Annotated in this window: 22 protein-coding genes and 4 pseudogenes; 16 read left to right on the forward strand and 10 right to left on the reverse strand. The window is 46.9% G+C overall.

The window, feature by feature from the left end:
- Positions 1-66: 66 nt before the first annotated feature.
- Positions 67-4848 carry a tetratricopeptide repeat protein gene (locus ACN0YH_RS02200; protein ID WP_417377913.1) on the forward strand — a complete coding sequence of 1594 codons (4782 nt, stop codon included), beginning with the start codon at positions 67-69 and terminating at the stop codon, positions 4846-4848.
- A gap of 134 nt (positions 4849-4982) precedes the next feature.
- On the forward strand, positions 4983-5453 hold the full coding sequence (locus tag ACN0YH_RS02205; protein WP_417377914.1) for a PGDYG domain-containing protein: 471 nt from the start codon (positions 4983-4985) through the stop codon (positions 5451-5453).
- 73 nt (positions 5454-5526) lie between these two features.
- Here ACN0YH_RS02205 and ACN0YH_RS02210 read toward each other — a convergent pair whose 3' ends face one another.
- The 3 genes from ACN0YH_RS02210 to ACN0YH_RS02220 all read right to left on the reverse strand — a co-directional run bounded on the left by ACN0YH_RS02210 (position 5527) and on the right by ACN0YH_RS02220 (position 10105).
- On the reverse strand, positions 5527-6720 hold the full coding sequence (locus ACN0YH_RS02210) for a hypothetical protein (RefSeq protein ID WP_417377915.1): 1194 nt from the start codon (positions 6718-6720) through the stop codon (positions 5527-5529).
- A gap of 81 nt (positions 6721-6801) precedes the next feature.
- Positions 6802-8907 carry a hypothetical protein gene (locus ACN0YH_RS02215; protein WP_417377916.1) on the reverse strand — a complete coding sequence of 702 codons (2106 nt, stop codon included), beginning with the start codon at positions 8905-8907 and terminating at the stop codon, positions 6802-6804.
- A 13-nt stretch (positions 8908-8920) separates the two neighbouring features.
- On the reverse strand, positions 8921-10105 hold the full coding sequence (locus ACN0YH_RS02220; RefSeq protein ID WP_417377917.1) for a hypothetical protein: 1185 nt from the start codon (positions 10103-10105) through the stop codon (positions 8921-8923).
- Positions 10106-10489: 384 nt separating this feature from the next.
- Between ACN0YH_RS02220 and ACN0YH_RS02225 the strand changes: the two genes are divergently transcribed.
- From ACN0YH_RS02225 to ACN0YH_RS02245, 5 genes and pseudogenes are all read left to right on the forward strand, one after another.
- Positions 10490-11017 (forward strand): DUF4062 domain-containing protein, encoded by a 528-nt coding sequence (locus ACN0YH_RS02225; protein ID WP_417377918.1) that lies wholly within the window; start codon positions 10490-10492, stop codon positions 11015-11017.
- A complete protein-coding gene (locus tag ACN0YH_RS02230; RefSeq protein WP_417377919.1) occupies positions 11014-13275 on the forward strand; it encodes a tetratricopeptide repeat protein in 2262 nt (753 codons plus the stop codon). Before ACN0YH_RS02225 ends, ACN0YH_RS02230 begins: the two co-directional genes overlap by 4 nt.
- A 70-nt stretch (positions 13276-13345) precedes the next feature.
- Positions 13346-13489, forward strand: a pseudogene (locus ACN0YH_RS02235) (IS3 family transposase); the annotation flags it as partial.
- 29 nt (positions 13490-13518) lie between these two features.
- On the forward strand, positions 13519-13866 hold the full coding sequence (tnpA, locus tag ACN0YH_RS02240) for an IS66 family insertion sequence element accessory protein TnpA (protein WP_417377920.1): 348 nt from the start codon (positions 13519-13521) through the stop codon (positions 13864-13866).
- Between the two features lie 4 nt (positions 13867-13870).
- Positions 13871-14032, forward strand: a pseudogene (locus tag ACN0YH_RS02245) (ISNCY family transposase); the annotation flags it as partial.
- Positions 14033-14183: 151 nt separating this feature from the next.
- On the opposite strand, the pseudogene ACN0YH_RS02250 reads toward ACN0YH_RS02245, so the two are convergent.
- Positions 14184-14508, reverse strand: a pseudogene (locus ACN0YH_RS02250) (tyrosine-type recombinase/integrase); the annotation flags it as partial.
- Here ACN0YH_RS02250 and ACN0YH_RS02255 point away from each other — a divergent pair.
- Entirely contained in the window at positions 14436-14678 is a 243-nt protein-coding gene (locus ACN0YH_RS02255) for a hypothetical protein (protein WP_417377921.1), read from the forward strand. The pseudogene ACN0YH_RS02250 and the gene ACN0YH_RS02255 sit on opposite strands and share 73 nt — an antisense overlap.
- A gap of 221 nt (positions 14679-14899) precedes the next feature.
- On the opposite strand, the gene ACN0YH_RS02260 is transcribed toward ACN0YH_RS02255, so the two are convergent.
- Positions 14900-15916 carry a hypothetical protein gene (locus ACN0YH_RS02260; protein WP_417377922.1) on the reverse strand — a complete coding sequence of 339 codons (1017 nt, stop codon included), beginning with the start codon at positions 15914-15916 and terminating at the stop codon, positions 14900-14902.
- Between the two features lie 165 nt (positions 15917-16081).
- On the opposite strand from ACN0YH_RS02260, the gene ACN0YH_RS02265 reads away from it, so the two are divergent.
- The gene (locus ACN0YH_RS02265; RefSeq protein ID WP_417377923.1) at positions 16082-16345 is read left to right on the forward strand and encodes a hypothetical protein; all 264 of its coding nucleotides are present in this window, start codon (positions 16082-16084) and stop codon (positions 16343-16345) included.
- 263 nt (positions 16346-16608) lie between these two features.
- Here the strand turns inward: ACN0YH_RS02265 and ACN0YH_RS02270 are convergent, their stop codons facing one another.
- On the reverse strand, positions 16609-16761 hold the full coding sequence (locus ACN0YH_RS02270) for an IS66 family transposase (protein ID WP_417378208.1): 153 nt from the start codon (positions 16759-16761) through the stop codon (positions 16609-16611).
- A 50-nt stretch (positions 16762-16811) separates the two neighbouring features.
- Here ACN0YH_RS02270 and ACN0YH_RS02275 point away from each other — a divergent pair.
- Positions 16812-17986, forward strand: a protein-coding gene (locus tag ACN0YH_RS02275; protein ID WP_417377924.1) for an IS3 family transposase whose coding sequence is annotated in 2 segments (ribosomal slippage) — positions 16812-17091 and positions 17091-17986 — 1176 coding nt in all. Because the reading frame shifts where the segments join, the coding sequence is not laid out codon by codon here.
- 170 nt (positions 17987-18156) lie between these two features.
- Here ACN0YH_RS02275 and ACN0YH_RS02280 read toward each other — a convergent pair.
- Positions 18157-21408: a hypothetical protein gene (locus ACN0YH_RS02280; protein ID WP_417377925.1), complete on the reverse strand. Its 3252-nt coding sequence runs from the start codon at positions 21406-21408 to the stop codon at positions 18157-18159.
- Positions 21409-21480: 72 nt separating this feature from the next.
- Here ACN0YH_RS02280 and ACN0YH_RS02285 point away from each other — a divergent pair, with 72 nt between their 5' ends.
- Complete coding sequence (locus ACN0YH_RS02285; protein ID WP_417377926.1) at positions 21481-22005, forward strand: hypothetical protein; 525 nt, start codon at positions 21481-21483, stop codon at positions 22003-22005.
- A gap of 79 nt (positions 22006-22084) precedes the next feature.
- On the opposite strand, the gene ACN0YH_RS02290 is transcribed toward ACN0YH_RS02285, so the two are convergent.
- From ACN0YH_RS02290 to ACN0YH_RS02300, 3 genes are read right to left on the reverse strand one after another with little or no spacing between them, the layout of a single operon-like run.
- The gene (locus ACN0YH_RS02290; RefSeq protein WP_417378209.1) at positions 22085-22384 is read right to left on the reverse strand and encodes a transposase; all 300 of its coding nucleotides are present in this window, start codon (positions 22382-22384) and stop codon (positions 22085-22087) included.
- Positions 22385-22648: a hypothetical protein gene (locus tag ACN0YH_RS02295; protein ID WP_417377927.1), complete on the reverse strand. Its 264-nt coding sequence runs from the start codon at positions 22646-22648 to the stop codon at positions 22385-22387.
- A gap of 54 nt (positions 22649-22702) precedes the next feature.
- Positions 22703-22945, reverse strand: a complete 243-nt coding sequence (locus tag ACN0YH_RS02300; RefSeq protein WP_417377928.1) for a hypothetical protein — start codon at positions 22943-22945, stop codon at positions 22703-22705.
- A gap of 253 nt (positions 22946-23198) precedes the next feature.
- Here ACN0YH_RS02300 and ACN0YH_RS02305 point away from each other — a divergent pair, with 253 nt between their 5' ends.
- The 5 genes and pseudogenes from ACN0YH_RS02305 to ACN0YH_RS02325 all read left to right on the forward strand — a co-directional run bounded on the left by ACN0YH_RS02305 (position 23199) and on the right by ACN0YH_RS02325 (position 25417).
- A complete protein-coding gene (locus tag ACN0YH_RS02305; protein WP_417377929.1) occupies positions 23199-23531 on the forward strand; it encodes a transposase in 333 nt (110 codons plus the stop codon).
- A complete protein-coding gene (locus tag ACN0YH_RS02310; protein WP_417377930.1) occupies positions 23528-23929 on the forward strand; it encodes a transposase in 402 nt (133 codons plus the stop codon). The genes ACN0YH_RS02305 and ACN0YH_RS02310 overlap by 4 nt, the downstream gene beginning before the upstream one ends.
- 506 nt (positions 23930-24435) lie before the next feature.
- Positions 24436-24618, forward strand: coding sequence for a transposase (locus ACN0YH_RS02315; protein WP_417378210.1), 183 nt, complete (start codon positions 24436-24438; stop codon positions 24616-24618).
- Positions 24570-24904 (forward strand): annotated as a pseudogene (locus tag ACN0YH_RS02320) (transposase); the annotation flags it as partial. The gene ACN0YH_RS02315 and the pseudogene ACN0YH_RS02320, both read left to right, overlap by 49 nt.
- A 204-nt stretch (positions 24905-25108) precedes the next feature.
- Positions 25109-25417 carry a hypothetical protein gene (locus tag ACN0YH_RS02325; protein WP_417377931.1) on the forward strand — a complete coding sequence of 103 codons (309 nt, stop codon included), beginning with the start codon at positions 25109-25111 and terminating at the stop codon, positions 25415-25417.
- The last annotated feature ends 3 nt before the right edge of the window (positions 25418-25420 follow it).

Genomic DNA, 25420 nt, shown 5'->3' on the forward strand with positions numbered 1-25420 from the left:
CTGAATTGCCAGAACACACATTCTAAAATCTGGTTGTCCGGTCACTTTCCCTTCAGGGCCACTTCCATGAACGATGTTGAACCGTCAACAGAAACATACGATGTCTTCATCAGTTACAGCTCCCTCGATCAGGAGTATGCAGAGCCGCTGTGCGAGAAGCTGCGGGCTGCCGGGTTCAGTGTCTGGTTGGACAAGATCCGTCTGACTCCCGGCTTCAACTGGCACCAGGGGATTGAAGCAGGCTGTAACGCCAGCCGGGTGTTGTTGCCCGTGTTGACGCCGAACTGGAAGACTTCTACCTGGACCTGCTATGAAACGTACGGCGCCGAGCAGACCTTACCGTTGCATGTCGCGGGAGAACTGGACGACGTCCTGACGCCGCCCCTGTCCCGAATGCAGATATTTCCTTTCGACCCTAAAACTGCCGGTCCGGATGACTGGGAAACCCTGTTCCAGGCGATTCGCAAGCTGCTGGTTGAGCCGCGGCCCGATAAACGGGAACGGACGGCTCATCTGCGCTATCGACCGAACCCTCACTTTGTCGGCCGCGAGGAGGATCTGCTTAAGATTCATGAAGCCCTCTATCGCACGCCGACGGCCGCCCTCACGCAGGGACAGTCGGTCTCGGTGCATGCGATGGGAGGGGTGGGTAAGACGACACTGGCCCGGGAATATGCCGAGCATTACTGGCGTTGTTATCAACAGATCCTGTGGGTCGATGCTAATATCGGCCTCGATAGTGAATTTGCGCGGCTGGCGGAGATTTTTAATCCCGAATTAAAGCAGGTTAAAGACGCCGTTGCCAAAGCCGACTATGCACTGCAGGTCCTCAATCAGTCGACCGAACGCCTGTTGATTCTGGATAATGTGGAAGACGAAGCCTCAGTCCAGGACTGGATCCCCAAAGCGGGGGGCTGTCACACACTGATTACTTCCCGGTTCGCCCACTGGTCCGCCGCGATCGCCACGCTGCACGTGTATGTGCTTGAACCCGCACCGGCACGAGAACTGTTACTGCGGCGTTCCGCCAGAGAAGCGTCCCAAACCGATTTGGATTCCGTCGATCTGCTGGCAAAAAAACTCGGCTTTCTTCCCCTGGCGCTGGAACAGGCAGCGGCATTTATCAAAGAAGAAGGAGCCGAGTATACTTTCGCCGATTATCTGGCACTGTATGAAACGGCGACCGGGGAACTGCTCTCGGCGGGCGTGCTCGGCTCGACGGAGTATCCCGACTCCGTGATGACTACCTGGCACGCCACAATGCAACGTCTGGAAGAGAACCACCTCGCACGGGTTATTCTACGACTCTCTTCCTTTTACAGCACTGAACCGATTCCCAACTCGCTGTTTGCTGAATCATTTGAACTGCTGCATAAAATTACTGAAGCGTTGCATTCATCAGAGAAAACAGAAACAGTTCCTACCTGTGAAAACGCAGAACTGGCGATTCGCCAGGCACTCAAAGATCTGGACCGCTATTCTCTGATCAACCGTCAGGGTCATTCCTTCACACTCCACGCTTTGGTGCAAACCGTCCAGCGGCTCGACATTCCGCAGCCGGAATATCTACTTTGGCTCGAAGCGTCCCTTCATATTGTTAACAATTCAACCCCATTTAATCCAACTGACGTCCGTACCTGGCCGGTCCTGGAACCGTTGGTTCCCCACATTGCGGAAATCATCGAATATGCCGACGCGAGTCAGATTGATGAGCCCACAACACGGTTAATGAATCAGTATGGATTATTCCTGGAAACAAAAGGGTTGTTTCAGGCAGCGGAACCCCTCATGCGGCGGGCACTCCAGATCGATGAAGCCGCCTATGGGCCGGAACATCCCGATGTCGCCACTGCCCTCAGCAGTCTGGCACAACTGCTCCAGGCCACCAATCGGCTGACCGAAGCGGAACCACTCATGAGGCGGGCACTACAGATCGATGAAGCCGCCTATGAACCGGAACATCCCACTGTCGCCAGGGACCTCAACAATCTGGCACAACTGCTCCAGGCCACCAATCGGCTGGTCGAGGCGGAACCCCTCATGCGGCGGGTACTACAGATCGATGAAGCTGCTTATGGACCCGAACATCCCGAAGTAGCCACTGCCCTCAACAATCTGGCAAACCTGCTCAAGGCCACCAATCGGCTGGCCGAGGCGGAACCCCTCATGCGGCGGGCACTCCAGATCGCTGAAGCTGCCTATGGACCGGAACATCCCACTGTCGCCATTGCCCTTAACAATCTGGCAGGACTACTCTTTACCACGAATCGGCTGACCGAGGCGGAACCCCTCATGCAGCGGGCACTCCAGATCGATGAAGCCGCCTATGGACCGGAACATCCCACTGTCGCCAGGAACCTCAACAATCTGGCACAACTGCTCCAGGCCACCAATCGGCTGACCGAAGCGGAACCCCTCATGCAGTGGGTGGTATCTATTTATGAATCCGCATTCGGCGAGAATCATCCCGATGTCGCCACTGCCCTCAACAATCTGGCAGGACTACTCTTTGCCACCAATCGGCTGGCCGAGGCGGAACCCCGCATGCGGCGGGCACTCCAGATCGATGAAGCCGCCTATGGACCGGAACACCCCACTGTCGCCAGGAACCTCAGTAATCTGGCACAACTGCTCCAGGCTACCAATCGGCTGACAGAGGCGGAACCCCTCATGCGGCGGGCACTCCAGATCGCTGAAGCCGCCTATGGGCCGGAACATCCCGATGTCGCCACTGCCCTCAGCAGTCTGGCAGGACTACTCTTTGTCACGAATCGGCTGACTGAGGCAGAACCCCTCATGCGGCGGACACTGGAGATCAATGAAGCCGCCTATGGACCAGAACATCCCGATGTCGCCGCTTCCCTCAACAATCTGGCACAACTGCTCAAAGCCACCAATCGGCTGGCCGAGGCGGAACCCCTCATGCGGCGTGTTCTGGAGATCTTCATTGATTTCAACAGACAAATGGGGCATGAACATCCTCATTCTCAGACTGCTGTGAATAATTATACGAGGTTACTTTCTCAAATGGGATTCAATGAGCAGGAAATACAACAAAGACTGACTGAGATAGGAATTAATTCGACAGACGAAGTAGAACAACAGAGAGCACACCACATGTCACAACGTTTAGCCTTCCTGATCGGTGTTACCGGGCACCGGGATTTGGGAGAGGAACACCCGACCGCTTTGAAATCAGCGGTGCGGAAGATTTTTACGGATCTTCACGAGCAATACCCGCAGACGTCGTTTCTGTTGCTCTCGCCGCTGGCGGAGGGTGCAGATCGGCTGGTGGCGGAGGTTGCGCTGGAACTGGCGGCGGACGATTCGTTCCAGGCGACTATCGAACTGGTCGTACCGCTTCCCTGGCCGCGGGCCGTCTGTGAAGACCTGCTGCATCGTACCGGTAAGCGGAGCGAGTTTGACGCTTTGCTCAATCAGGCAACGCAGATTATTGAAATGCCACTGGTCGAGGGTGTCGCGGCAGAAGAAATTGTGAATTCAGAAGAATCGCGTGCAAAACAGTACCGAGAAGTCGGACGTTTCATCGCCCGGCACAGCCAGATGCTGATTGCGCTATGGGATGGCGTACAAGAGCCGGAGGGAGGCACGGCCCGGGTGATCCGCTGGCAACAGGAGGGCACCGACGCCCCTTTTATCAAAACGCAAAACTCGCTCGACGAACCGGAGTGCGGCCCCGTCTATCATATCGCTGTCCCGCGCGAACAGTCTGATCCGGATATGCAGGCAGGAGAGAGGAACACCCTCTATCCCAAACACGGACGAGACAAAGACAAAGTAGAGAGTTACTTCCACAACATGTGGTCGTCTATCAATGACTTCAATCGGGATATCTCGGTCGAAACAGCTTCTTTCCAGTCACGAGTCTCTCAGAGTAAAGACTGGATCCTCCCTGAGCAGCATCAGGCTCAACTATACGAACAGCACCAGAGACTGCTCAGTCTGTATGCAGCCTCTGATGCCGCAGCGCTCGATAATCAGAAGAAAAAGAACCGGACCATTGGAGGGCTGTTTTTCCTCGTGGGGGTGGCAGTGGTCTGTTTTGAGTTGTATACACACCTGCTGATCAACTGGTGGGAACTGTTGATTGCCTACATCGTGTTATTGTCTGCTGGTGTCGGTTTACACCGGTATGTCACCCGGCAAAAATTTCACGATAAATTTATCGATTACCGGTCGCTGGCAGAAGCACTCCGGGTGCAGTTCTTCTGGCGACTGGCTGGACTCCCCTTGACGGTCTCCGACCATTACCTGCGCACGGTGCGCAGTGAACTGGACTGGATTCGTCAGGCGGTTCGCTCCAGCCAGTTACTCACCCAGGCACACAGCAGTTTGGAACAGGAACTTGTGCAACAAAACCAGAAACATAATTTTAATTTGGTACAGAAATACTGGGTAGAAGATCAATTAAACTATTACGAGAGATCCGCTCAGAAGAACAAGGAAACGGCACATCGATGGGAATGGTGGATCACTTTCTGTTTCCGAACAGCCATCTCTCTGGCTGTGGTGATGTTGCTTATCCATCTGAAGACGGAAAAGATGAATCATATTCTGGCGGTGCTGGTGTTTATCGCAGCGGCGGGAGCAGCTTTCGCACATGAATTCAGCGAAAAGGCGGCTTTCAGTGTGCTGGCACGCCGATATAAATGGATGCATTCTTTGTTCGCCACGGCCCATAAGAGACTGGCAGAGAACGTAGAATCATGTCAATATGATGCAGCACAGGAGATCGTCCAACTGCTGGGCGAAGATGCATTAATTGAAAATGCCGACTGGGTCATACAGACACGTCATCGTCAGCCCGAACTACCTGCTCCCGGTTAATAGAGGCTCTAACGTCTTCAAGCTGAAATGAAAAAATACAGGAATTTAACCTCTACACATACGTCATGTTATTGTGATGCCGTATATAATAAATGATTATCAAACGAGTGAGATCACTATTTCAGAAAGTCATCATGTCAATCACAAATCAACTTCTACTGGATGAGGTCAATTCCGCCGGCCTGTGGTTTACGGCACGGAAAACCAGGCCCCTCTGGGCGAAAGAGATCACAGTAGCGCTAACAGTTCCCACGATTGAGGGACAGATGGCAGCTAATGTCGGGGACTATCTGTGTCGTGGTAGTGCAGGAGATATCTGGCCACAAAAAGCAGAAACACTACACAAGAAATATTCCGCAACCGGCGAATTTGACAACGAGGGATGGGAAAAGTTCACCCCCCGACCGGAAGGCGCCGGTGTGCAGGCGGCCCGGATCAAGCATCCTTTTACGGTCAAAGCCAGTTGGGGCGATCTGACCGGACAGCCGGGAGACTATCTGGTCAAAAGCGAAGTTGATAAGGACGTCAAGTACCCGGATGATATCTGGATCGTGGCTGCTACAATTTTTGAAGAGACGTATGAATCGCTGTCTAAAGAGTGCTAATATTTCTGAAAGTTTTAGGATCTATTCTCGGTGACAATGGGAGTCCGGGACATTCACTGATTTGCTTGAGGTCTTATATGTGGTCAATTCCTAGTTTTTGGATAACAGTCTCTTTAATCCAATTCTCGAGTTCTTCTGAGTTTGCTTTTGACCATTGATGCGTCGCCCCTTGAAGATCTGAGCAGATTCGTGCTGCGTTTTGATCTAAGAAACTTTTGAACTTTTCTCTCATTTTTTTACTGGAAATGCACTGGTCGTTAAAGCAGGTTGGAAATTCACGATCTCGTTGAGGATCGTCCCAATATTTGCAGATCTGCTCGAGATCATCGAATTTGCGTATAATACCCGAGGAATGTTCAACAATGATAATTGAAGAACGCTCGTTTTGGCTGGTTTTCTGAAAACGTTCCATCATAGCGCAGAATTCAGCCATACAATACCAAGACCGCCAGTATTTGGCACTGGAGAATACAATCATCAAATCTACTTCCCCACGTGTTGGATGCTCCAAAAATCTGGTGAGATAATCTCCCGGTTTCATATTCGTTTTATCATACAACAGATCAAGTTCTTTATGCTGACTCAAGATTTCATAAACAACTTTTACAGGGGTTTCGAGAGACTCATCCCGTTTCGAATCTTTTAGGAATGTATTTGTTTCGGGATTCCAAGCATAGGAAAAAAAGATCCGTTTCATTACTGAGGCAGGTTCCCTTTTGTCTGTTGCGAGGGTTCCCGAAACTGCATTTAAACTGTCCTGTCCTTTAATCTTCTTTCGGATGATTCCTTCTCTAAAACCGCTGCAACGAACTGCTACCGATGTACGAGAGAGGGGACCATCTGTCTCTGAATAGACTTTGGTCGAAATCTGGGCGGGAGTTGAAGCGTTCTCATTTCCACAAAATTTGGGTCGGACTGTAATCTGTTTGGAATATTCAGCAGATGGTTCTGGACCTTTGTTGTTGGGGAAAGAAATGGCATCCTTATCGGAAGATTGCAGAGTGACTTCTACAATTCGAGTATAAAGATCTGGTGAATTTAAGCTGGACGCAATGATTCTTACAAAACCAGTGTTCTCAGGCTTATCGCACTCAGGCAGTGCTGAAATCAAACACGGTTTATCGAAAATTACAGACACGGACAAGTAAAGTTTTTCCAGATTCACTTTGGCTATATGCGGACACGATCCATTTAATTGGTTTACAATTTTCAGAGTACCGTCGGGATTTTCGAAGTTGTACTGACAAAAGAACTCACGCTCGCTCATTGAAACCCCTTAGTACTAGAAGTTATTTCTGATTGTTTTTTATTGATTCGACAGATTCCTAAGACATACGAATACTGAAGTTCATATAGAAACGTTCAAATCTATCTCAATGCTTTCACATTGAGTCTGAATTTCTTCAAACAATTCCTTTAGTATTTTCTGGAATTTATTTGGATTTACAACCCGAGGGAGAAAACTCGTAACATTCTCAACCAGTACCTTAATGTGAGGATTGGGTGAAATTAAACGCACATAGCGTTCCAGTTCATCATCTAGCAACTCTATGTCAAAAGCGATATCAATGTCTGGAGTTGCCAACCGAACCTGATAGGGAGCTGCCTGAACACTCACCTTCTCTCCAGCAAAATCCCGATTCACTTTGACTTTTTTCAATGCACGCTCAAAGGAATCAATCAGACTCAGGTTCTCACTTGATCTATCGGTAACAGGCATCCCCAGCCATTCATTTCCGCAGAAAATAAGCAGCCCTTCTTTCCAAAGATCGGAAGAATCCTCAACCAGAATCGTTTCAGGAACGACTTGTTTGTTCGCGCTGATCAGAAATGTGCTATCCAGGTAATCAAGATACTCTTTGAGAAAGGCTACAGTCGATATACGATTGGAATAAAGTCGTTCGCAGTCATACTGGGCCGGATAACATTCCCCTGAAATGATTATTTCATCATTGAGAGCTCCCGTTGCTTCACTGATCGAATATTTCAAATAAGGGGGAAATGCGTTAACCACGTTAATATTATATTCATAACAGAGGTGATCTTGAACCTTATTGGTGACGCTGGAAATGGCAAAAAGAAAATGAGTTGAGTTTGCCTCGATGGAATCGGAACTGCTCCCCACATAAAAATTTTCTTGATCATCCCTGCGAAACTGTCTGCCAATCCCCTGTTCAATTGATCTTTCGCATTCAAATCTGTGTAAAGGATCGTCGGAAGTCAGAAAACGATTTCCGACATCACCGATCAGACGGATTACCTGATTGCGTTTGACTTCGAGTAACCGGTCGACTCCTTCATCTAACTTCGACTCTGAGCCCTGATGCAATGCTAAGTAAGATGAGCAATAGCTTAAAATATTCTGAAAATCCTGTTGCTGTTGATTCAGAGTATTGAGGGCCATTTCAGGCCGTTCATAAAAGTTGAGCAGTTCAGCAGTCAATGCAGATTTAGGATCCATAATCGGGATTGCAGAAAAGACACTTAACGCCTCTTTTTCTTGAAAGATGTTTTTCAGTTCTCGGAGCAATTCAATTCTACGTGAGTGAGGCAGTTGAGGTTGGCGTTCTTCGGGAATGAACGCATCAAAATCTCCATACAGGAGTAACTCCAGATTGGAGAGATCCTTCACAATTTTTGTGGATGTCGTCAGAACCAACAAAGGATGTTTTTCTAGAGGGTTTGATAACTTGTGAATAGCCGACTCAATCGCGATCGCAATATTTAAAGCATCCCGTTGGTCGCGTGGATCTTTTTTGCGATTGTGTCGTGTTGTATTCGGATCATTACTGTTCTTGCGCGGGCAAGCAGAAAGCCATTCGCACAACAAGTTCATGATCCGTTTATCATATTCTGCTTTGACTCCTCTGAATGATGCCGGTGACAAAAACTCATCCAAACGTCCCAGTTTATAGTTCGAATCCTGTAAACACTTGTGAATTTCAAGATTCAAGGTATCCATCTCGATCTGGTCAAAATCTGCCACTCCCAGAGCCTTAGCGACATCGCGTAATACTTCCTCTCTCTTCAATTCTTTTTTTGTTCTGCGCATTCCCAGATTGGAACTGATGCGTTTTAACTTGTTCAACTCTTCCATCAGTTCCTGGAATGCTCCCCAGGGAATGCAGAACTTACGACCGGCAGTAACCGAATGTCGAAACCAGGAATAGATCATATAGCGATGACGCTTGATTGAATTCGGATCTCGGTAATAATCTGCATTGACTAAATCAACAGAGAACAGATCTGTAATGACATCAAAATCGACCAGATACTGACAATTAAACTGACGATGCGACTGCATCATTCGCAGGCATTCTACCGAATCAGTGAAGTTTCTAGTATACCCTCTCCCGACAGCCAACAGCAACTTCATCCGGGAAGGATCGTTAATTAGAGATTCCCATGAATCAAGTGAAAATTCACGACGCTGTGCCTGTTGAATCAATGACATTTTTTTTCCTAGGCTAAGTAGCAGTTTTATTCATTATTTCTTTTTGATCGTAGGGATACTCAACAATGAATCGGTCATTCTTTGCTGTAGGCCATTGTCTTAGCTCATCTAAAAAACGGATTAAATCGGCATTCTCCGGGGAGATTCGGTCTGTCATTGCCAGCATCGCAGATCCCACAACGGGACCGAATTCTGAAAAATACAGTGGCGATTTGATTCCACGCTGAACGAGTCCCTCAATTAATGCCTTACAATAAATGTGGCTGTGCTCCATCTGTCCCCCCTTGAAGACAATAGGAAACTGATTTGGGTCGAAGTCATCAGGTAGAAATTCTGACATTGATGGAGATTTGAGGCGGGAAAAAGCAATCTCAATCGTATCGAGCAACTGGTTTGCTGATTCGACAACCAAATCTTTGGCGAGTTCACAAGGGGTAGAAGCATCAGCTGCCTCCGTCACCACTGAAGCCAGATTTGCGAGGGAAGTACGCCAATCGGCTTGTGTATCGCGTACAAGATCATCAAACCAGTTCTGCAGGCCGATGAAAGAGTCTAGAAGCGCGCTAGCACGGATTTCACTAGCTTTTTTCAGTAATTCTTGCCCTAGAGGAAAGTCTTCCTGGTCACGATCATTATGCCGTCCTGCTTCTTCAAGGAGACGCGTCACAAGTCGAAACCCACTCCCCCAGTCACCCAATAATGATCCAAATCCATCCAACTTGAATTTTTTGCCTATACGAAACCGGTCAAGTCCGATATAGGCTGAGGCCCCCGTGCCAGCGATAACAGAGAGGCCACGACAGTTCCTGAGTCCGGCAATCAGTACCGCCCAAGTATCATCTATGATAGTTATTTCTTCCGGAGAGGCAAATCGAAATTGTGAAAGTGTCGACTTAATTCGTGCTTCATCGTAAATTGTGCTAACCCCAGGCATGGCGATCACTACTTTTCGGGTCGAATCACATAATTCATTCAAATTCCCAATCTGCTTGATTGTGTCAGAATTGTAATTGATTGACTCGACGAGTTTAGATAATAGTAGCCGTAGTTTCGTTGCCAGTATCTGGTCGCTGGGTGCTGTGGGAAGATCGGGGATGACATGATCGTTCAGACCCGGGCTTGTAGCGGTCCCCATTATGTGCTGGCCTGTCAATGCAATGGCCTGACTTCGAGTGTGTCCTCCGGAGATGGCTAACATTAGATCCATTTTTTAACCGTGGCCCCTCTTGGGAGAGTCAAACATAATTGAAAGACGCTACTCAGTTTGAACCTATCAGACATCCACTCTGGACATACTAGCACTTCGCACATATATCTGAATATATTGAATTGATAGAATAGCTCAATAGACCTCTGCTCAATTTAAGATTTTTTCATTATTTTACTGAAAAGGGCTGCTGTATTCATACATGGTACGTCAGGTACCATACGGTACATTCGTCCTGAAAAAGGAGACTATCCGTGCAAATTACCAGCATGTGATTCACTCGTGAGAAACATGCGTCACCTGAGGCAATGGATGCTGATCAAGTTAAATTGATAGAATATTCAATCTCCCGGATCTCAAGTTAGAATTTGTCTCATGAACATAGGCAGTGCAACAGACAATCTGCACAAAGATCGCCATATCCGTGTCTTTATTTCTTCTACGTTTCACGATATGCAGGACGAACGGAACGAATTGGTCCTGAAGACATTTCCGAAACTTCGTAAGTTGTACGAATCGCGTGGCGTTATGTGGGGAGATGTGGATCTGCGTTGGGGAATCACCGAAGAACAGGCTGAAAGAGGTGATGTGTTACCAATTTGTCTGGAAGAGATCAAACGATGCCGCCCTTATTTTATTGGTCTGCTTGGAGAGAGATATGGTGCGTGTCCAGAAACGATTCCTCAAGAAGTGATTGAACGTGAGCCCTGGATTCAGAAATATACAGACGAGGGTCAGAAGAAATCATACACAGAGCTGGAAATCTTGCATGGTGTGCTCAATGATCCAGAGATGGCCGACCACGCTTTCTTTTACTTTCGTGATCCAAAATTTCTCGATTCGGTGCCGGAAGACCAAAAAAAGACTTCGCACCGGAAAACGAAAATAGCCACTACAGGTTGAATCAACTGAAAGATGAGATACGAAAAAAACACCAGGAAGGAAAATTACAATACACGCCACATGAAAACTTCAGGAACGCAAGTGATCTGAGCGATCTTGTCCTGAGTGATTTCGAAAAGTTAATCAACACGCTTTATCCAGAAGAAGAGAAACCTTCTTCACTGGAACGAGAAAGATTAGACCACGCAGCGTTTGCAGATAGTCGAACTAGTGTATATATCAGGCGGCAGGACTACTTCGACCAACTCGATACCCATGTAGCCGGGGATGGACCGCCAATGGTGGTGCTGGGGGAATCTGGAAGCGGGAAATCGGCACTGCTAGCCAATTGGGCAACGACATATTGCAAACAGCATCCCGATGAATTTGTGCTATTGCATTTCATTGGTGGTTCGCCGAACAGCGCCAGTATTACCGGACTGCTACAACGTATCATGCTGGAACTGAAAGAAAAGTTCCAGTTGGCGGATGAAGTCCCAGCAAATCTGGATCAAATGATAGCTGCATTTCCAACCTGGTTAACCAAGGCAGCCGAACATGGTCGGATTGTTCTGGTGATTGACGCTTTAAATCAGCTTGAAAATTTCAATGATGCCCCCGGGTTGAGCTGGTTCCCGTACCTGTTACCCAAATCATGCCGAGTTATATTCTCAACGCTCGCAGGGCGTTCACTGGAAGCCGCCAAAAATCGAGGCTGGATGAAAAGAATATCTCCACTTTACGTTGAGCCGCTCAATAATGTCGATCGAGTGCGACTCACCTGGAAGCTGCTACGATCTTATCGTAAACAGCTCAGTAAGCCTGTGAGACGAAAGATTGCTCTGGCCGTGCAGTCGCAAAACCCTCTTTTTTTACGAGTGTTGTTGGATGAATTACGAGTGTTCGGAGTCTATGAGACTTTGAATGAGCGAATTGACTGGTATCTCGAAGCAAAGCATCCAGGAGAGTTGTTTGAAAAGGTGATATGCCGGTGGGAAGAGTCTTTTGAAGATGAGGCCAATGAGACCTTAGTCGGTGATGTACTGTCATTATTGTGGGCCTCGCGTTACGGGATATCTGAATCCGAACTTCTAGATCTGCTGAGTGAGTCTGAAGACCCCTTTCCAAGTGCTTTGTTTTCTCCCTTGTTTCTGGCGATGTCCGAATCACTCGTCAGTCGTAAGGGCCTACTCTCCTTCGCGCACGACTATCTGCGAGATGCAACTGAAACATCTTATCTACCCAATATTGAAAACCAGCAGCTTGCACGCAAGAAACTGGCACAATATTTCCAGCGGGAAGAGATCTGGAGCGATCGGAACTTTGCTGAACTCCCCTGGTTGCTGGCTGAAGCGAGAGATTGGAAAGAGTTACATACCATCCTTACAGATCAATCCTATTTCCTTGCGTTGAATAACCGTGATGAATATGAATTACGACGATACTGGCAGTTACTTCCAGACGAATATGAAATGGGATCGAGTTACTCGGCCGCCTTTGAGCAATGGGTACGCGCCCGAGGCGACACTCCAGTAGTTGCACATCTTGCCAACATACTTGCGTTATTCCTCTACGATTTCTCCTGCTTTTCAGAAGCGGAACCACTCATACGACGGGCACTTGAAATCGATGAAGCAGCCTATGGACCGGAACATCCTGAAGTTGCTACTGACCTCAACAATCTGGCACAACTGCTAAAGGCCACGAATCGGCTGACCGAAGCGGAACCACTCATGCGACGGGCACTTGAAATCGATGAAGCCGCCTATGGACCGGAACATCCCAAAGTTGCCAGAGACCTCAACAATCTGGCAATCCTGCTCATGGCCACCAATCGTCTGACTGAAGCGGAACCACTCATGAGGAGGGTAGTAACTATTTTTGAAGCCGCATTCGGCGAGAATCATCCGAAGGTTGCCACTGCCCTCAATAATCTGGCACAACTGCTCCAGGACACCAATCGGCTGACCGAAGCGGAACCACTCATGCGACGGGGACTTGAAATCGATGAAGCCGCCTATGGACCGGAACATCCCACTGTCGCCATTTGGCTCAACAATTTGGCACAACTGCTCATGGCCACCAATCGTCTGACTGAAGCGGAACCACTCATGAGGCGTACTTTGGAGATCTTTACTGACTTCTACAGGTATACGGGTAAAGAACACGTTCATTTTCAAACTGTGGTGAATAATTACGTGGAGTTCCTTATTGAAATGGGATTGAACGAGCAGGATATAGTACAGAGACTGACTGGGTTGGTTCCAAATCTTGAGTAATTCAGCCTACGATGTAGGACAATAAAGCGAGCAAATAAATCTGGTACAACTTTAATCTCTTCCTGATTGGCGTCACCGGGATTTGGGAGAGGAAAACCAGCCCGTTTTGAAAACCGCGGTGCGGGAGATCATCGATCTGGCGAGCCAGTACGGCCGTTATGGTTACCGTCGTGTGACCGAGTTACTCCGACGGCGAGGCTGGAAGGTGAATCGCAACCACCAGCATATTCAGGAGCGAAAGTAATGCCCACATCCCAGTCAACACAACGTGCCGACCAGCGGCGGAACCCGGACCGTGAAGCGTTCTGGCGACAAACCCTTTCAGACCGTCTGCAATCCGGACTCTCGATTCGTGCCTTTTGTGAGCGTGAAGGACTGAGCGAACCAGCGTACCATTACTGGCGACGCGAATTGAAAAAGCGGGATGCCGAGCAAACTGCGGCAACTTCCTTTTTGCCCGTTGAAGTCCAACTCCCTGCCACACCGATTGAAATCGTGTTCTCACACGGCACCACGGTTCGCGTCGGAAGCGGCTGTGATCGAACCACGCTCGAAATCGTGCTCGCCGCGCTGGAGCAGCGTGCATGGTGAATCTGCCGACACAAACCGGCGGCGTATCATCCACGGCGAAACAGTTGCCAACAGCGACAAGCTCTTCAGTATTTTCGAGCCGCACACTCAGCTTTACAAACGTGGCAAGGCCGGTCAGCCGATGCCGTTTGGTCGACAGGTTCTGGTATTCGAAGATGCGGCTGGCCATTACACCGCAGATGAAGATCCTGGTCGCCACCCAACCGGCGGATTTTCGCAGTTATGTGGTCAAGGTATTTATGCGGAGTTGGAGCACAGTAAGTGTTTCAAGGGTGTGGTCGAGTCTGGTTCGTTCTCTGCATAACTGAATGCCTTTCTTAATAAGATCGAAGCATTGCGAGAAGCTGGTCAGGCGCCTTGAATCGTCCCCTCCGTAATGACGGCGAGATGCCGGCTTCCAGAGCTTCGAGCTTGTCTGTCGGATCTGCCCGTAAATAGACCTCCGTGGACTTTACGCTCGCGTGACCCAACCATAGCGAGACCTTACGGACGTCATGAGTGGCCTGGAGTGTTATGCATCGCACAAGTGTGGCGCAGCACGTGGGGCGAAACGCGTTTGGTGGCAATCGATGGGCAAGCGATTGCCACCGTTTTCACGTGCTTACGAAGGACGTATTCGTAGCCGGACCGAGTCATCGGTTCCTGACCTGGGCACTGAACTGACCGAAGACATCATGAACGCATTAGACGCCCACAACGAAATGAGTACACGGGCGCTGAACTCAGAAAAGATCAGGCAGGGACTGAAAGACATTCTGCTGAATCACACCAACCTGTATGAAAAACTCCGCAAACGGTCAACCAGTGCCTAAACCTACGATAACTAGACTTCCACCATGCCGTTCGCCACAGTTTTACCGTGACGATCGACACAGCTCATGGGCCTTGGTCCGTTGTAATGACGAATCTAGAAACCAAAATATTTACGCCTTACCAAGGCAGTATCATATTAACGAGAGGTGCTCCACCTCAAGAACATTATTCTTATTCGTCACGCCAAGCGACTTACATAGTTAGCATAATGTAATCGCCCCTAATAATCTTCTTTGGACTCCATATGCACATTGATTGGAGTAGTATCCAGAAATACAGAATATTGACTACAGTCCGGACAGATAAAACCATGGTCGGAGGATTCCGTCCATGCATTTCTTGCGATGCAACTTAAACTATTTTCAAAGTCTACTCGACTCTCATCAATTTCAAGGTAATAAGTTTCTGAAACACCACATGTTCCACAATTAACGCGAACAAATGGTTCACTACACTCCCCCCACTCTGCATAGGAGTGATGGTGCTGCAGAATTGATCTAACTTCATCTGACAGGCATAATAGCACCACATTTAGTTTATTTCTGAAGGATATCAGAGCATCTGCAAATCCCTTTCTTAATTCGTCAGGTTCGCATGTCTCTACGACGTCTACAGTAAGCTCTCTGGCATTCAGTTGCGACACCAGACTGTACGCCCCCTCTTTCAATTGATCAGCTGCTATTTCAAGTGATCCCGAATAGGGAACTAGCTGCTCCAGCGCATCATAGCCTATCTTCCCAAACCAATAGTTTAAGTGCATTGTTTGATCAGAGGAAAAGTGACTGACGAGCTTTGCGGCATTCTCTGAAGTTAAATTCATTTCGTTTGGTGCTATCCAAGTATTATCCTTGCCTTTTAGCCAACCGAATAGATTCACCAGAATTGGGAAATCGCTTGTGTCAGGAAAATGAGTGAGAGGAAGAGACTGAAATCCCTCAATCACGGGACGTGTTTGGGAAATGAAGATAATATTTTCATGTTTAGCCAAAGAATTAGCAGCGGCAAGCGATAAATATCTAATCTCCGCAAGAATTAATTGTCCCTTATGTTGACTAAGGCTTTGGGCCGCATTGTCGGATACAGTAATTAGTGCCTGGAGATCTAGTTCTCCTTCATGCTTACTGAGAAATTCTGCAGCTTCACCCTCAATCTCCGTGAAGCCATAAAGCTCTACAGAGCCTGGATCTTCCAGGAATTGGGTCGCAATTTCTTTTGTTAGAACATTTCTTTTTCGCATACTTCTCCTTTTTTATTAAATAGAGGTTTCACAGAACAGACATTTTTGAAGTGTTACATAACTTCACTCATCTGTTTTCATCGATGAAATAGAGATCTCTATTAACAGTAACGTTAACCCGCAACACGTTAAGTTTTTATAGACTCTGCTTTAGGAGAATGACCGATGTTGACAAATCAGATGAAAAACCAAATCCGTGATTCCTTAAGAAAATGGGCTTCTTCACATCAGGAAATAGGTAAACAAATTGAAAGCGCGACATCTGAGCTAGCCAACATACTGGAACTTGATCAAACAGGAGAGATGAAATATTCAGACAGACTAATTGTCGACAGCACGACATTTACCATTTCCTGGAATGGTCATTCATGCCAGCTTGGAAATACTTTACTGTTCTGGTTTTCATCGGCTTGCTCTTTCCACGAATAGTTATATCGCACATGTTGAGCTGCTGGATGACGTTTGGCATCGGGTGAGAGAGGCATCAACCATTCGAGGCGTGGTGAAGCGTTTGCATGATCAACTGGCTTCAGCCGGGATGAAATGCCTAGCAGACTCCATCGATGGCAGTGTTTCAGGCTACTACGGTTTGATAATTGTTTGAGGTTTTTTCGTAATCAAACGCAAATCAAACCAGGATAGATCACTCTTCAAACACTGTTAGTACATAATAATCAGAGCGCAGAAACACTTCATTGAAAATTAGTTTTTCTGAAAATTCGTACCCTGTGCTCAACCTCAAACCGTCTAGCACAGGGGCGCAAGGTGCGTTCGGCCAGGTTGTTGTCAATCGATAGAATGCCTTCGGTACAATACCGCGTAAACTCGGACCTGGACTTCCCCAGTAATAGTGGGCGCCTTCCCGAGAGTGTATACTCTCTGAGAGGAGTTCAGTATGTCCAGAAATGCTAAGTCATCGTCGTCAAAACCTAAGGTATCACGACGCGTTTATTCCGAGGAATTCAAGCTGGATGCGGTGCGTCTGGTGACTCAAGAGGGCTATTCACTTGCTGCAGCTGCCCGGAGTCTGGGAGTCCACGTCAGCCAGATTCGTAAATGGAAAGAGAAATTCATGCCCCAAGACAAAGAATCGCCTTCGCTGACAGAAGATGAAAAAGCAGAACTGAAGCGACTACGTGCTGAGAATCGTCGTCTTAAAATGGAACGGGATATTTTAAAAAAAGCCACCGTTTTTTTTGCGAAGGAAAATCAATGAGGTTTGCCTTTATCGAAGAAAACGAGCAGTCCTTTGAAGTCACTGCCATGTGCCAGACCTTCCAGGTCTCACGGAGCGGTTACTATGCCTGGAAACAACGCGAGCCGGGTGTCCGTCAACTTCGTCAGCAGAAGCTGACCGAGGAAATCCGTGCGATCCATCAGGAGAACCAACAGGTTTACGGCTCACCACGGATTCATCAGGAACTCCAGGAGCGTGGTCGCAAATGTAGTGTGAATACCGTGGCAAAATGGATGCGGGAAGCAGAAATTCGTGCCAAAACGACGAAGAAGTTCTGTGTCACAACGGATTCGAATCACCATTTGCGGGTGGTTGGGAATCTGTTAAATCAGCAGTTCGACTCTCCCACGCAAGCCAACCAGGTCTGGGTGAGTGATATCACATATTTGTGGACTGATGAGGGCTGGTTGTATTTGGCTGCCGTGCTCGACTTATATACCCGAAAGGTTGTGGGCTGGTCGATGTCAAAGACCATGACAGCAGATCTGGTAGGCGATGCCTTGAAAATGGCCATCGGCCGGCAGCATCCTGGGGAAGGATTACTGATTCATTCTGATCGCGGGAATCAGTACGCCAGTGATGCGTACCAACGGCTGTTAAGAGAACACGGGATTAAATGCAGCATGAGTCGGAAGGGGAACTGCTGGGACAATGCCCCCATGGAATCCTTCTTCGCAACGCTGAAAAAGGAACTGGTCTATCAGGAACGGTACACAACCCGTCAGAGGGCGCGTTTGAGCGTCTTTGTCTACATCGAAACGTTTTATAATCGCAAGCGAAAACATTCGGCACTGGGCTATAAAAGCCCCGAACAGTTTGAACAGGCCACCTAACCTTAACAACGCGCCCACTATTACTGGGGAAGTCCAGTAGTTATCATCCTCAATCAGTCGAATTTTCGGTTTCTCTGGTTGCAGCTTTATCGCCTCTCTGTTCTTGTAATGTCTTATCTATTAGTTCACTTACATCCTTTTGAACAAAGCCAATGCACTTTGTCTAAAGCTTAACGAAATCCTGCGGCTTGTAGATGAACATCAGGCTGAATAGCATCAGAAGTGAGAAAGTCTAGTGCTCCATTCGCTGCTTTTCTGTATCGGTAAATATAGACGTGACAAAAAGTCGAATCAGTAACGAGATCTTTCCCACACTTCAAAATCCGATCAGTTCCATGTGAACGAAGAATCTTATCTATCAGAACTGTATCAAGGCCATCCATGTTCGATTTTTTGAGCTCACTTGAGGTCACCACAAACGCGAACATACGATAATCTCCGGGAGGCCTAGAAAACATCAAGCGAAACCAAGTTCCGATATTTAGAAGATTTGCCCTATCTTTTTCACGTGACCATCTGGCATTTCCATCGAATGGTTTACCATGCTGCGCATCAATCCTTTCAACATTAGTTATTATCAGAAATCCATCATTGATTTCCAAAACAGAACGATGGGTATAACCTTTTTCGTTAAGAAGTTCCAGGAGCCGATCTAATGATCCTTGCAATGTTTGATTATGTTTGAGGAATCCAGCTAGAGTAGTGCGGAAAGTTGGTAATGGAAGAGGCCAAACATTGGTCAGAACATCACTCCCTTTAGGTGCTGGAGCAGAGAGTTCTTTTATGATTAATAGTATGGCTTTTCTTATCCACTTACGTTCTTTTCTTGTTGCTTCAATGTACATTTCACATAGCCGAGGAAGGAAGCTGGAGGGTCCTCTATTTGCCACTGGCCCGATTCCCGCCATCCCTGAATAACAATTTGATGTAAGTAGCAATTTAACATGATCTGGTATCGTCGAATTTGAGGTGTTTTCGAGAATGTCTAGCATGGGTAAAACAGTAGTATTGGGGTACCTCAAGTACAGTTTATCATTTTTGGACATCGCTTCTGCTGCCTGCGGACTGATTAGCATTGTGGCCAGAACTTGATCCGTTTCCAGATTGACCTTACCACCTAATGATTTTGCTAGACTAATAAAGAGATTCCAAAATTCCTCTGCTTCAGATGCATTTTGAATATTAGGCAATCTTCTAACTGCGTATTTATACACTTGTAGCGTTAACAGAGAAGGTTTGGTTCGAATTAGTTGATATAGAGATATGCGCTCTTCAGGTGTTTTCGCTGTGGCAAATCGATAATTCACAATATTTCGTGCGCTGTCGATATCAATTCCAGCCAACGTTTCAAGAGCGATGTTTCTTATTTTGGTATCTGATGAGGATGTCGCTAGGTGCACAATTTGTGGTAAAGCATGAATTGCTGCTTGAACATCATCTGATGAGGGACTATAAGAAAAAGTTGATTGAGCCAATTCAAGCGACGCGTCTCGGATTTTTATGTTATCGGATTCTAATAGTTCCCCAAGCATCAATAAAAGAGTCGTCTTCTTCGGCCCGCTGGCAAATCTCAGGCAAGATAATGCTTCGTATCGAAACTCAGGGGCTGGATGATTAATTTGCCCAAGGGCAACTACTTCCGCCAAATTGTTATCAATAGTTTTTAGCGAACGGAAAGCAGCGACCTGGACATCTACTTCTTTATCCTGAAGCATTAGCAACAGTTTATTTGTTAGGCGACCTCTCGAAAATAATCCTGTCTTACCGAGGAACTGGGCGTATGCAATTCGTGTCTCGATATCTGAATTTTTATGAATTTCGTCAAGCCAATGATATTGATCAGCGTATTGCGGATTGGCTTCGATAAAGTATGCTACTGCTGCAGCGAGTCTCGCATATCTGGATTTCCCAGCAGAAGACCGATCATTCTGGAGGCGGGTGATAACTATTGCAGTTGGCGGATTTCTTAGGGCCACTTCGTCTGTTGACCGACACAATACAGCAAGTGAATGCAAATAGCCATCATCAGTAATGATTATGTGGTCAAGGGTCTCTACGATTTGTTGGATTGTTTGCTTTCGCTGTTTATCTTTTTGTGGAGTGCTCTCGACATCAGCAAACATTTTCAATGGGACTCTGGATAGAATTCGTAACGCTGAACCAGTAAATTCTGGATTCTCCATTTTTAAAAGTTGATTAATGAAATCAATTCGCAATGGGAACCTAACTTGACGGCCTGAAAATAAAGAATCTTCAGCAAGTCGTCTGTTAATTTCAGTACCTTTAAGCAGACCTTCTAAGATGACTTTCTGTGCAAGTTCATTGCTAGAATCAATGTTTAGAACTGCGTTTGCAATCAAAAGTCTAGTAGCTCCATCAGATGATTTTTCATTCAGTAATTTTTCTGAAAATATTTCCGCAATTTCCGTAGCATTAGAAACATGTCTTGGAAAACTTTGGAGTAACTGGACTAAATCTGAATGCGACAATGTTTTGAGGGCTTTTGACAGGGGCGCAGTTAGTTGTTTGGAAAACTCTTCTGAATTTGCAAATTGAAGAGTGGCATAAATAGCACCGATCTGCACTTCCTCTTCATCAGATGTAAGCCAGTCATGTAAGGAATTCATGAAAGCCTCAGTGAACTGAGTGCTTTCCGGATGTGGTCCGTATTTGATGCTCTCTATAAGTTCCAGAGCAAATCCACGAGAGTTTTCTTTCCTAAGTAGTTGGCAGATACCATTGATTCCTTCTAGATTCGTTGGATCAATTTTTAAAAGAAGCTTTAGGTAGTGTCCGCGGCGTGTGTTTGTATTAGCCCGTGCCCAAAGCGAATAGACGTATCCAGGATCTTGCTCCAATTCGTCCTTATACTTATTCAAGACCTTAATAAACCAGTCAGTGTTTACGCTGTCTAATTGCTTAAGAATTGAAACGGTCTTTTGACGAATTGCTTGCAGTTGAGGATTAGACAAATTTTTACGAGAAAATGAAAGTTCAGACAGTAACTCGAAGTCATCAGACGAGGAGTCCATGTCAATCCTATCAAGTAGGATCATCGCGGCTGCGATTTTTGGATTTACTACAGTTAGTTTAGAGGTTGAAACAGCCACTATTGAATCCTGATACAAAATGTTAGCTTTCTGGGAAGCTTTTACTACGCTATCAGGCTTTGGAGAATCCACTAGAGAAACGATTTTCACGAGAACACCAGCCGGTATTGATCCACTTTTCAGTGGGATTTTTTCATTAGTCACAGCGCGGTCAAATACCCGCCATATAGATTTATTTGCTTGTGCTAGGGCTCGATTTTGAAAACGGGCTGGAGGTGCTGGGGCTCGATTTTGAGCTAGGACTGGAGGTAGTTCAATTAGACTGACGCTGATAAACCCTAGAAGTCCAGTAATGCGAAGTGTTGCAAACATTGTCTACCTCCAGTAGTATACTGAATGATCTAAGTGGATGTTTGATCTATATGAGATATAAACGGTTTCAATATGTCAACTAAAAAAAATGATTCTGATCACATTTATGTGCATGCCATTCTCTCATTAGAACATGTGCGAGTTGGGCTGATGCGAATCTGGTTCATTGGTGCCGGAGCCGGATTCTTTGTGCTTGTGATTCAGGCAATTCTTGGTAGATATGGTAATCATGTCGATGATGTGTTCTCTTGGTTCATACCTACAGTAGTTCCAACGCTTTCTATGATTCTTGGTGTCGTTGGAGCGACGGCATTCGGTCCGCTCGACAAACGACAGGTCAGGTTGAGCTTTTATGAGCTTGCTAAGTGGGTTTCCTTAGCTTACATTGGAGTGCTTCTTGCAACAATAATCCTCCAACCATTTAGTCCAATTTCTGCAATCGAGCTATACAAACTGTCAAATTTCTGGCTGGGGCCTATCCAAGGCCTAGCTGCTGCAGCTATGGCATTCGTCTTCACGAGAACTGAACCAGTATCAGAAAGAGCTGACGACAATACAAATGCTAATAACGCTGGAAATGATCCTTCTGTTCATTAGAACAATGAATTATCACATTCACTTTACTAGAGGTGGTTTTGCCTTGTTTAAAACAAAATCCATTTTGGTCGAGTGTCGGCTAACGCCGCAGGGCGTAGGCCAGGACTCGCAGGCCGGCTTCGGTAAATAACGATTTCTCCGTTCGGGCACATAATGCTGAACCGGTGGTTCGTTTTAATCCACTCATGAATGACTCCACGATCCATCGTTTCCCATAACCTTTTTCCTTTAACTTTTCTTCCGTCATCTGTGAACGATAGTGACCATTCACGCCGCCATCGTCACGATGTACAGCCGGAGGAATCCAGCTTTCCACATTCCAGTCTTCACGACAAAATTCGTGTACCCATTCTGCATCGTAACCTTTATCGGCAAACAGTCATTGAGGTTGCGTTACCGTTTTGGTTTTGGCAAGAAATGGTCTCGCTTCGCGTTTGTCATTATACGGCCCCCAACTGACTACTAATCCAGCGGAAAACATGCTCCCGACCAGAACGCACAACGAAAGTTTCACATATATTTTACGAGCTTTTCCACTGCCCGTATGGTAGTGGGCACTCATTGACGAGGTTTCCATTCCGGTCGAATCGAGGGTCGCTTCTTCAGCATCAGGAGCGAATTGTTGAATGATATCAGCTAACATTTTGTCTATGATTTCCAACACATGAGAGCGGTCGGCAAAATGTTTCAATGTGGATTAACTGGGAAGTCGTTTTAACAAGAGTCGTTTTTGTAATTGGTCAGAGGTTTCGATAATTTCGATGATGCCACGATAGGTAGTCTTTAGGTAGGCTCGCAGAATGAGAATCGTGAGTAGTTGAGACTGCGTATATTTTTGGGGGCTTTTAGGATGGGAATACGGTTCGACATACTTCCTGGATATTTTCATCGCAAGTGAGGTGACTTCCAGAAGGACGTTCTTTTTATTTGATTCGTTCATAATAGACACATTTAGCGCCTGGACAATTAAATTTCAAGAGCTGTTTTAAACAGAGCAAAGCTGTCTCATAACGTCAAAAAAAGTGAACTGTTTGGCGTGATGTTTGCATGTAATGTTCTCCTGAATGGAGAATTTCTCATGTATATGACGCTGGTCTGGTGGCCCAAACGAAAACGGGTTTCCACAAAAACAGCGTCCAGGACGGAACGCCCGGTCGTTTTGACCGATAAACAATGGGTCTTTAGTCGCAAATTTGTTTCCCTGGACTCCCCCTTCCAAAAAAGGAGGACGTCCCAAGGCCCACCCACGAGATTGCCTGGAAGGCATTCTCTGGATTCTGGTGACAGGAGCGCGATGGAAAGATTTACCAAAAGAGTATCCCTCTAAAGCGACGTGCCATCGACGTTTCCAGCAATGGACGATCGAAGGACGGCTCTTGTCTGCCTGGCAAATCATCTTAGAACGAATGGATGATGCCGGCCAAATTGATTTCTCGGAAACCTTTGCTGATGGCACGTTTGCCTCGGCAAAAAAGGGGGTAGAAGAGTTGGCCCGACTCGTCGTGGCAAAGGCACTAAAATCATGATCTTCGTCGATCGTCGCGGGACACCTGTGGCGATCGACACAGAATCGGCCAGCCGTAGCGAAGTCAAGTTGATCGAGCCGCTGCTTGCAAAAAACACATTGCAAAATCGACAACCCGAGCGACTGGTTTATGACAAAGCCGCCGACTCGGACCCATTGCGCAAACGGCTGATGGAAAATAAGATCGATCTGATCTGCCCGCATCGTAAGTCGAGAGTCAAACCACCGACGCAAGATGGTCGAAAGCTCCCACGCTTCAAACGACGTTGGATTGTGGAGCGCAGTATTGCCTGGCTGCACAATTATCGTCGAATTGTCACACGGTGGGAATATCACGATTACCTCTACGAAAGCTTTGTTATTCTTGGTTGTTTATTTACACTATTAAAACGGTTTTGAGATGCCCTCTATGAAGAATTCAAAATACCCCGAGTACGTTAATTTGGTAGACTTGACGGGCTTTCTCATCTTCATCAGTTGTTTTCTCTTCGCCTTCACCGGACACACAGTCACAGGAGACCAGATACCGCCTCTTTTGATCAGCTTTACCCAGTAGTTGAGCCGTCCTTCGATATTGGTTTTAATGGGATCGCGAAGCGGCCAGTCCATAATCTTCTCGCAATCAAAAGGAGACTTACCGGAAGTCAGGAACGCCTCATCCGCCTTACAGGGACATTCCTATTTGAGCTTTCGACGTTTTGTAGACACTCTTAATTGCCGTCTTCGCCAGGCAATGTTGCCCAATTCCATTTCAGGAAGTGTCGAAAGCTGCTGTTGTTCGCCTGTGAGCGTCCCTTTGAATGTTTTGGGATCAGGGATAGGGTCGCAGTTGTCCCCTTGGTGCAGGAAGCCGTAAAAGAGCTTTAAGAATCGACTCTCATCATTCTCCCATTCTTCAAAGAAGTATCCTTCCAAACGGTTTCAAGTCAGAATCATTTCAAAGCCGTCTCGGAAAGCTCGAACTTCAAGTGCCCCAGACACGAGATGGCGACTTCTACCCCTCTACACTGGAGCGGAGTGAACGCGCACTAAAGCTGCCGATGAAATACGCAATATTTTTAATGCCAGAGATTTGGATGATGCGATGAAGAAACTGAAACGGTTCGTCACTACTCATAAAAAAAAAGCACCGAAACTGGGGAGCTGGGCGGAAGACAACATCCCGGAAGGATTGACGGTATTCGCTATTCCTGCTGGACATCGCAAGCGGATGCGAACCACGAACATGCTGGAACGCCAGAACAAGGAATTAAAACGGCGCACCAGCAGGCGGGACTGTTTCCCAATGAGTAGTCGCTGCTGAGACTGGTGACCGCGGTCCTGGTGGAACTCAGCGATGACTGGGAAACCGGAATGAAATACTTGACAATTTAATAATGATCGCAGAGACCGAGGACCCGGGAATTAACAGAAAGTTTGTTGCTTTATCGTTGTTTTCGGGACCTCACGAGTCATATCCGCTAACAATCGGTGATTTACGCTGGCAAGAGGCATTCACGGAAATGAGCACTCAGGTATTGAACTCGGGCAAAATCAAACAGGGATTGAAAGACATCCTACTGAATCGCACCAACCTATATGAAGCACTGCGGGAAACAGATTCACTGGGCAGAAGAGTTGCCCGAATACAGTCTGGATGCCTGCCTGACAAAGCCGCCGCATCGGTACCGGGTTGTAGGGCGAGAAAACCGGTATGGAAAAACGTTGATTCTTGTGGAGTACCTGAACGAACCGCATGAGCAGAGTCCAGAGAAATGCTGGCGGACACGCGCCTGGGTCGATCCCTCACAGGGTTACCTCCCCTTCGGGATGAAGTCTCCGTTGGGGATAACGAACTGCGCACGGCCAACCGGTAGACGTTTGAAGTATTCCAAAAGTACTTTTTAAAAG

Source organism: Gimesia sp. (assembly GCF_048262075.1).
Taxonomy (GTDB): Bacteria; Planctomycetota; Planctomycetia; order Planctomycetales; family Planctomycetaceae; genus Gimesia.

What these genes read in the sequence shown, in the direction of transcription:
- ACN0YH_RS02200 (WP_417377913.1), top strand. Translation starts at nt 67, where the DNA reads ATGAACGATGTTGAACCGTCAACAGAAACATACGATGTCTTCATCAGT.
- ACN0YH_RS02205 (WP_417377914.1), top strand. Translation starts at nt 4,983, where the DNA reads ATGTCAATCACAAATCAACTTCTACTGGATGAGGTCAATTCCGCCGGC.
- ACN0YH_RS02210 (WP_417377915.1), bottom strand. Translation starts at nt 6,720, where the DNA reads ATGAGCGAGCGTGAGTTCTTTTGTCAGTACAACTTCGAAAATCCCGAC.
- ACN0YH_RS02215 (WP_417377916.1), bottom strand. Translation starts at nt 8,907, where the DNA reads ATGTCATTGATTCAACAGGCACAGCGTCGTGAATTTTCACTTGATTCA.
- ACN0YH_RS02220 (WP_417377917.1), bottom strand. Translation starts at nt 10,105, where the DNA reads ATGTTAGCCATCTCCGGAGGACACACTCGAAGTCAGGCCATTGCATTG.
- ACN0YH_RS02225 (WP_417377918.1), top strand. Translation starts at nt 10,490, where the DNA reads ATGAACATAGGCAGTGCAACAGACAATCTGCACAAAGATCGCCATATC.
- tnpA (WP_417377920.1), top strand. Translation starts at nt 13,519, where the DNA reads ATGCCCACATCCCAGTCAACACAACGTGCCGACCAGCGGCGGAACCCG.
- ACN0YH_RS02255 (WP_417377921.1), top strand. Translation starts at nt 14,436, where the DNA reads ATGGGCAAGCGATTGCCACCGTTTTCACGTGCTTACGAAGGACGTATT.
- ACN0YH_RS02260 (WP_417377922.1), bottom strand. Translation starts at nt 15,916, where the DNA reads ATGCGAAAAAGAAATGTTCTAACAAAAGAAATTGCGACCCAATTCCTG.
- ACN0YH_RS02265 (WP_417377923.1), top strand. Translation starts at nt 16,082, where the DNA reads ATGTTGACAAATCAGATGAAAAACCAAATCCGTGATTCCTTAAGAAAA.
- ACN0YH_RS02280 (WP_417377925.1), bottom strand. Translation starts at nt 21,408, where the DNA reads ATGTTTGCAACACTTCGCATTACTGGACTTCTAGGGTTTATCAGCGTC.
- ACN0YH_RS02285 (WP_417377926.1), top strand. Translation starts at nt 21,481, where the DNA reads ATGTCAACTAAAAAAAATGATTCTGATCACATTTATGTGCATGCCATT.
- ACN0YH_RS02295 (WP_417377927.1), bottom strand. Translation starts at nt 22,648, where the DNA reads ATGTTAGCTGATATCATTCAACAATTCGCTCCTGATGCTGAAGAAGCG.
- ACN0YH_RS02300 (WP_417377928.1), bottom strand. Translation starts at nt 22,945, where the DNA reads ATGAACGAATCAAATAAAAAGAACGTCCTTCTGGAAGTCACCTCACTT.
- ACN0YH_RS02310 (WP_417377930.1), top strand. Translation starts at nt 23,528, where the DNA reads ATGATCTTCGTCGATCGTCGCGGGACACCTGTGGCGATCGACACAGAA.
- ACN0YH_RS02325 (WP_417377931.1), top strand. Translation starts at nt 25,109, where the DNA reads ATGAAGCACTGCGGGAAACAGATTCACTGGGCAGAAGAGTTGCCCGAA.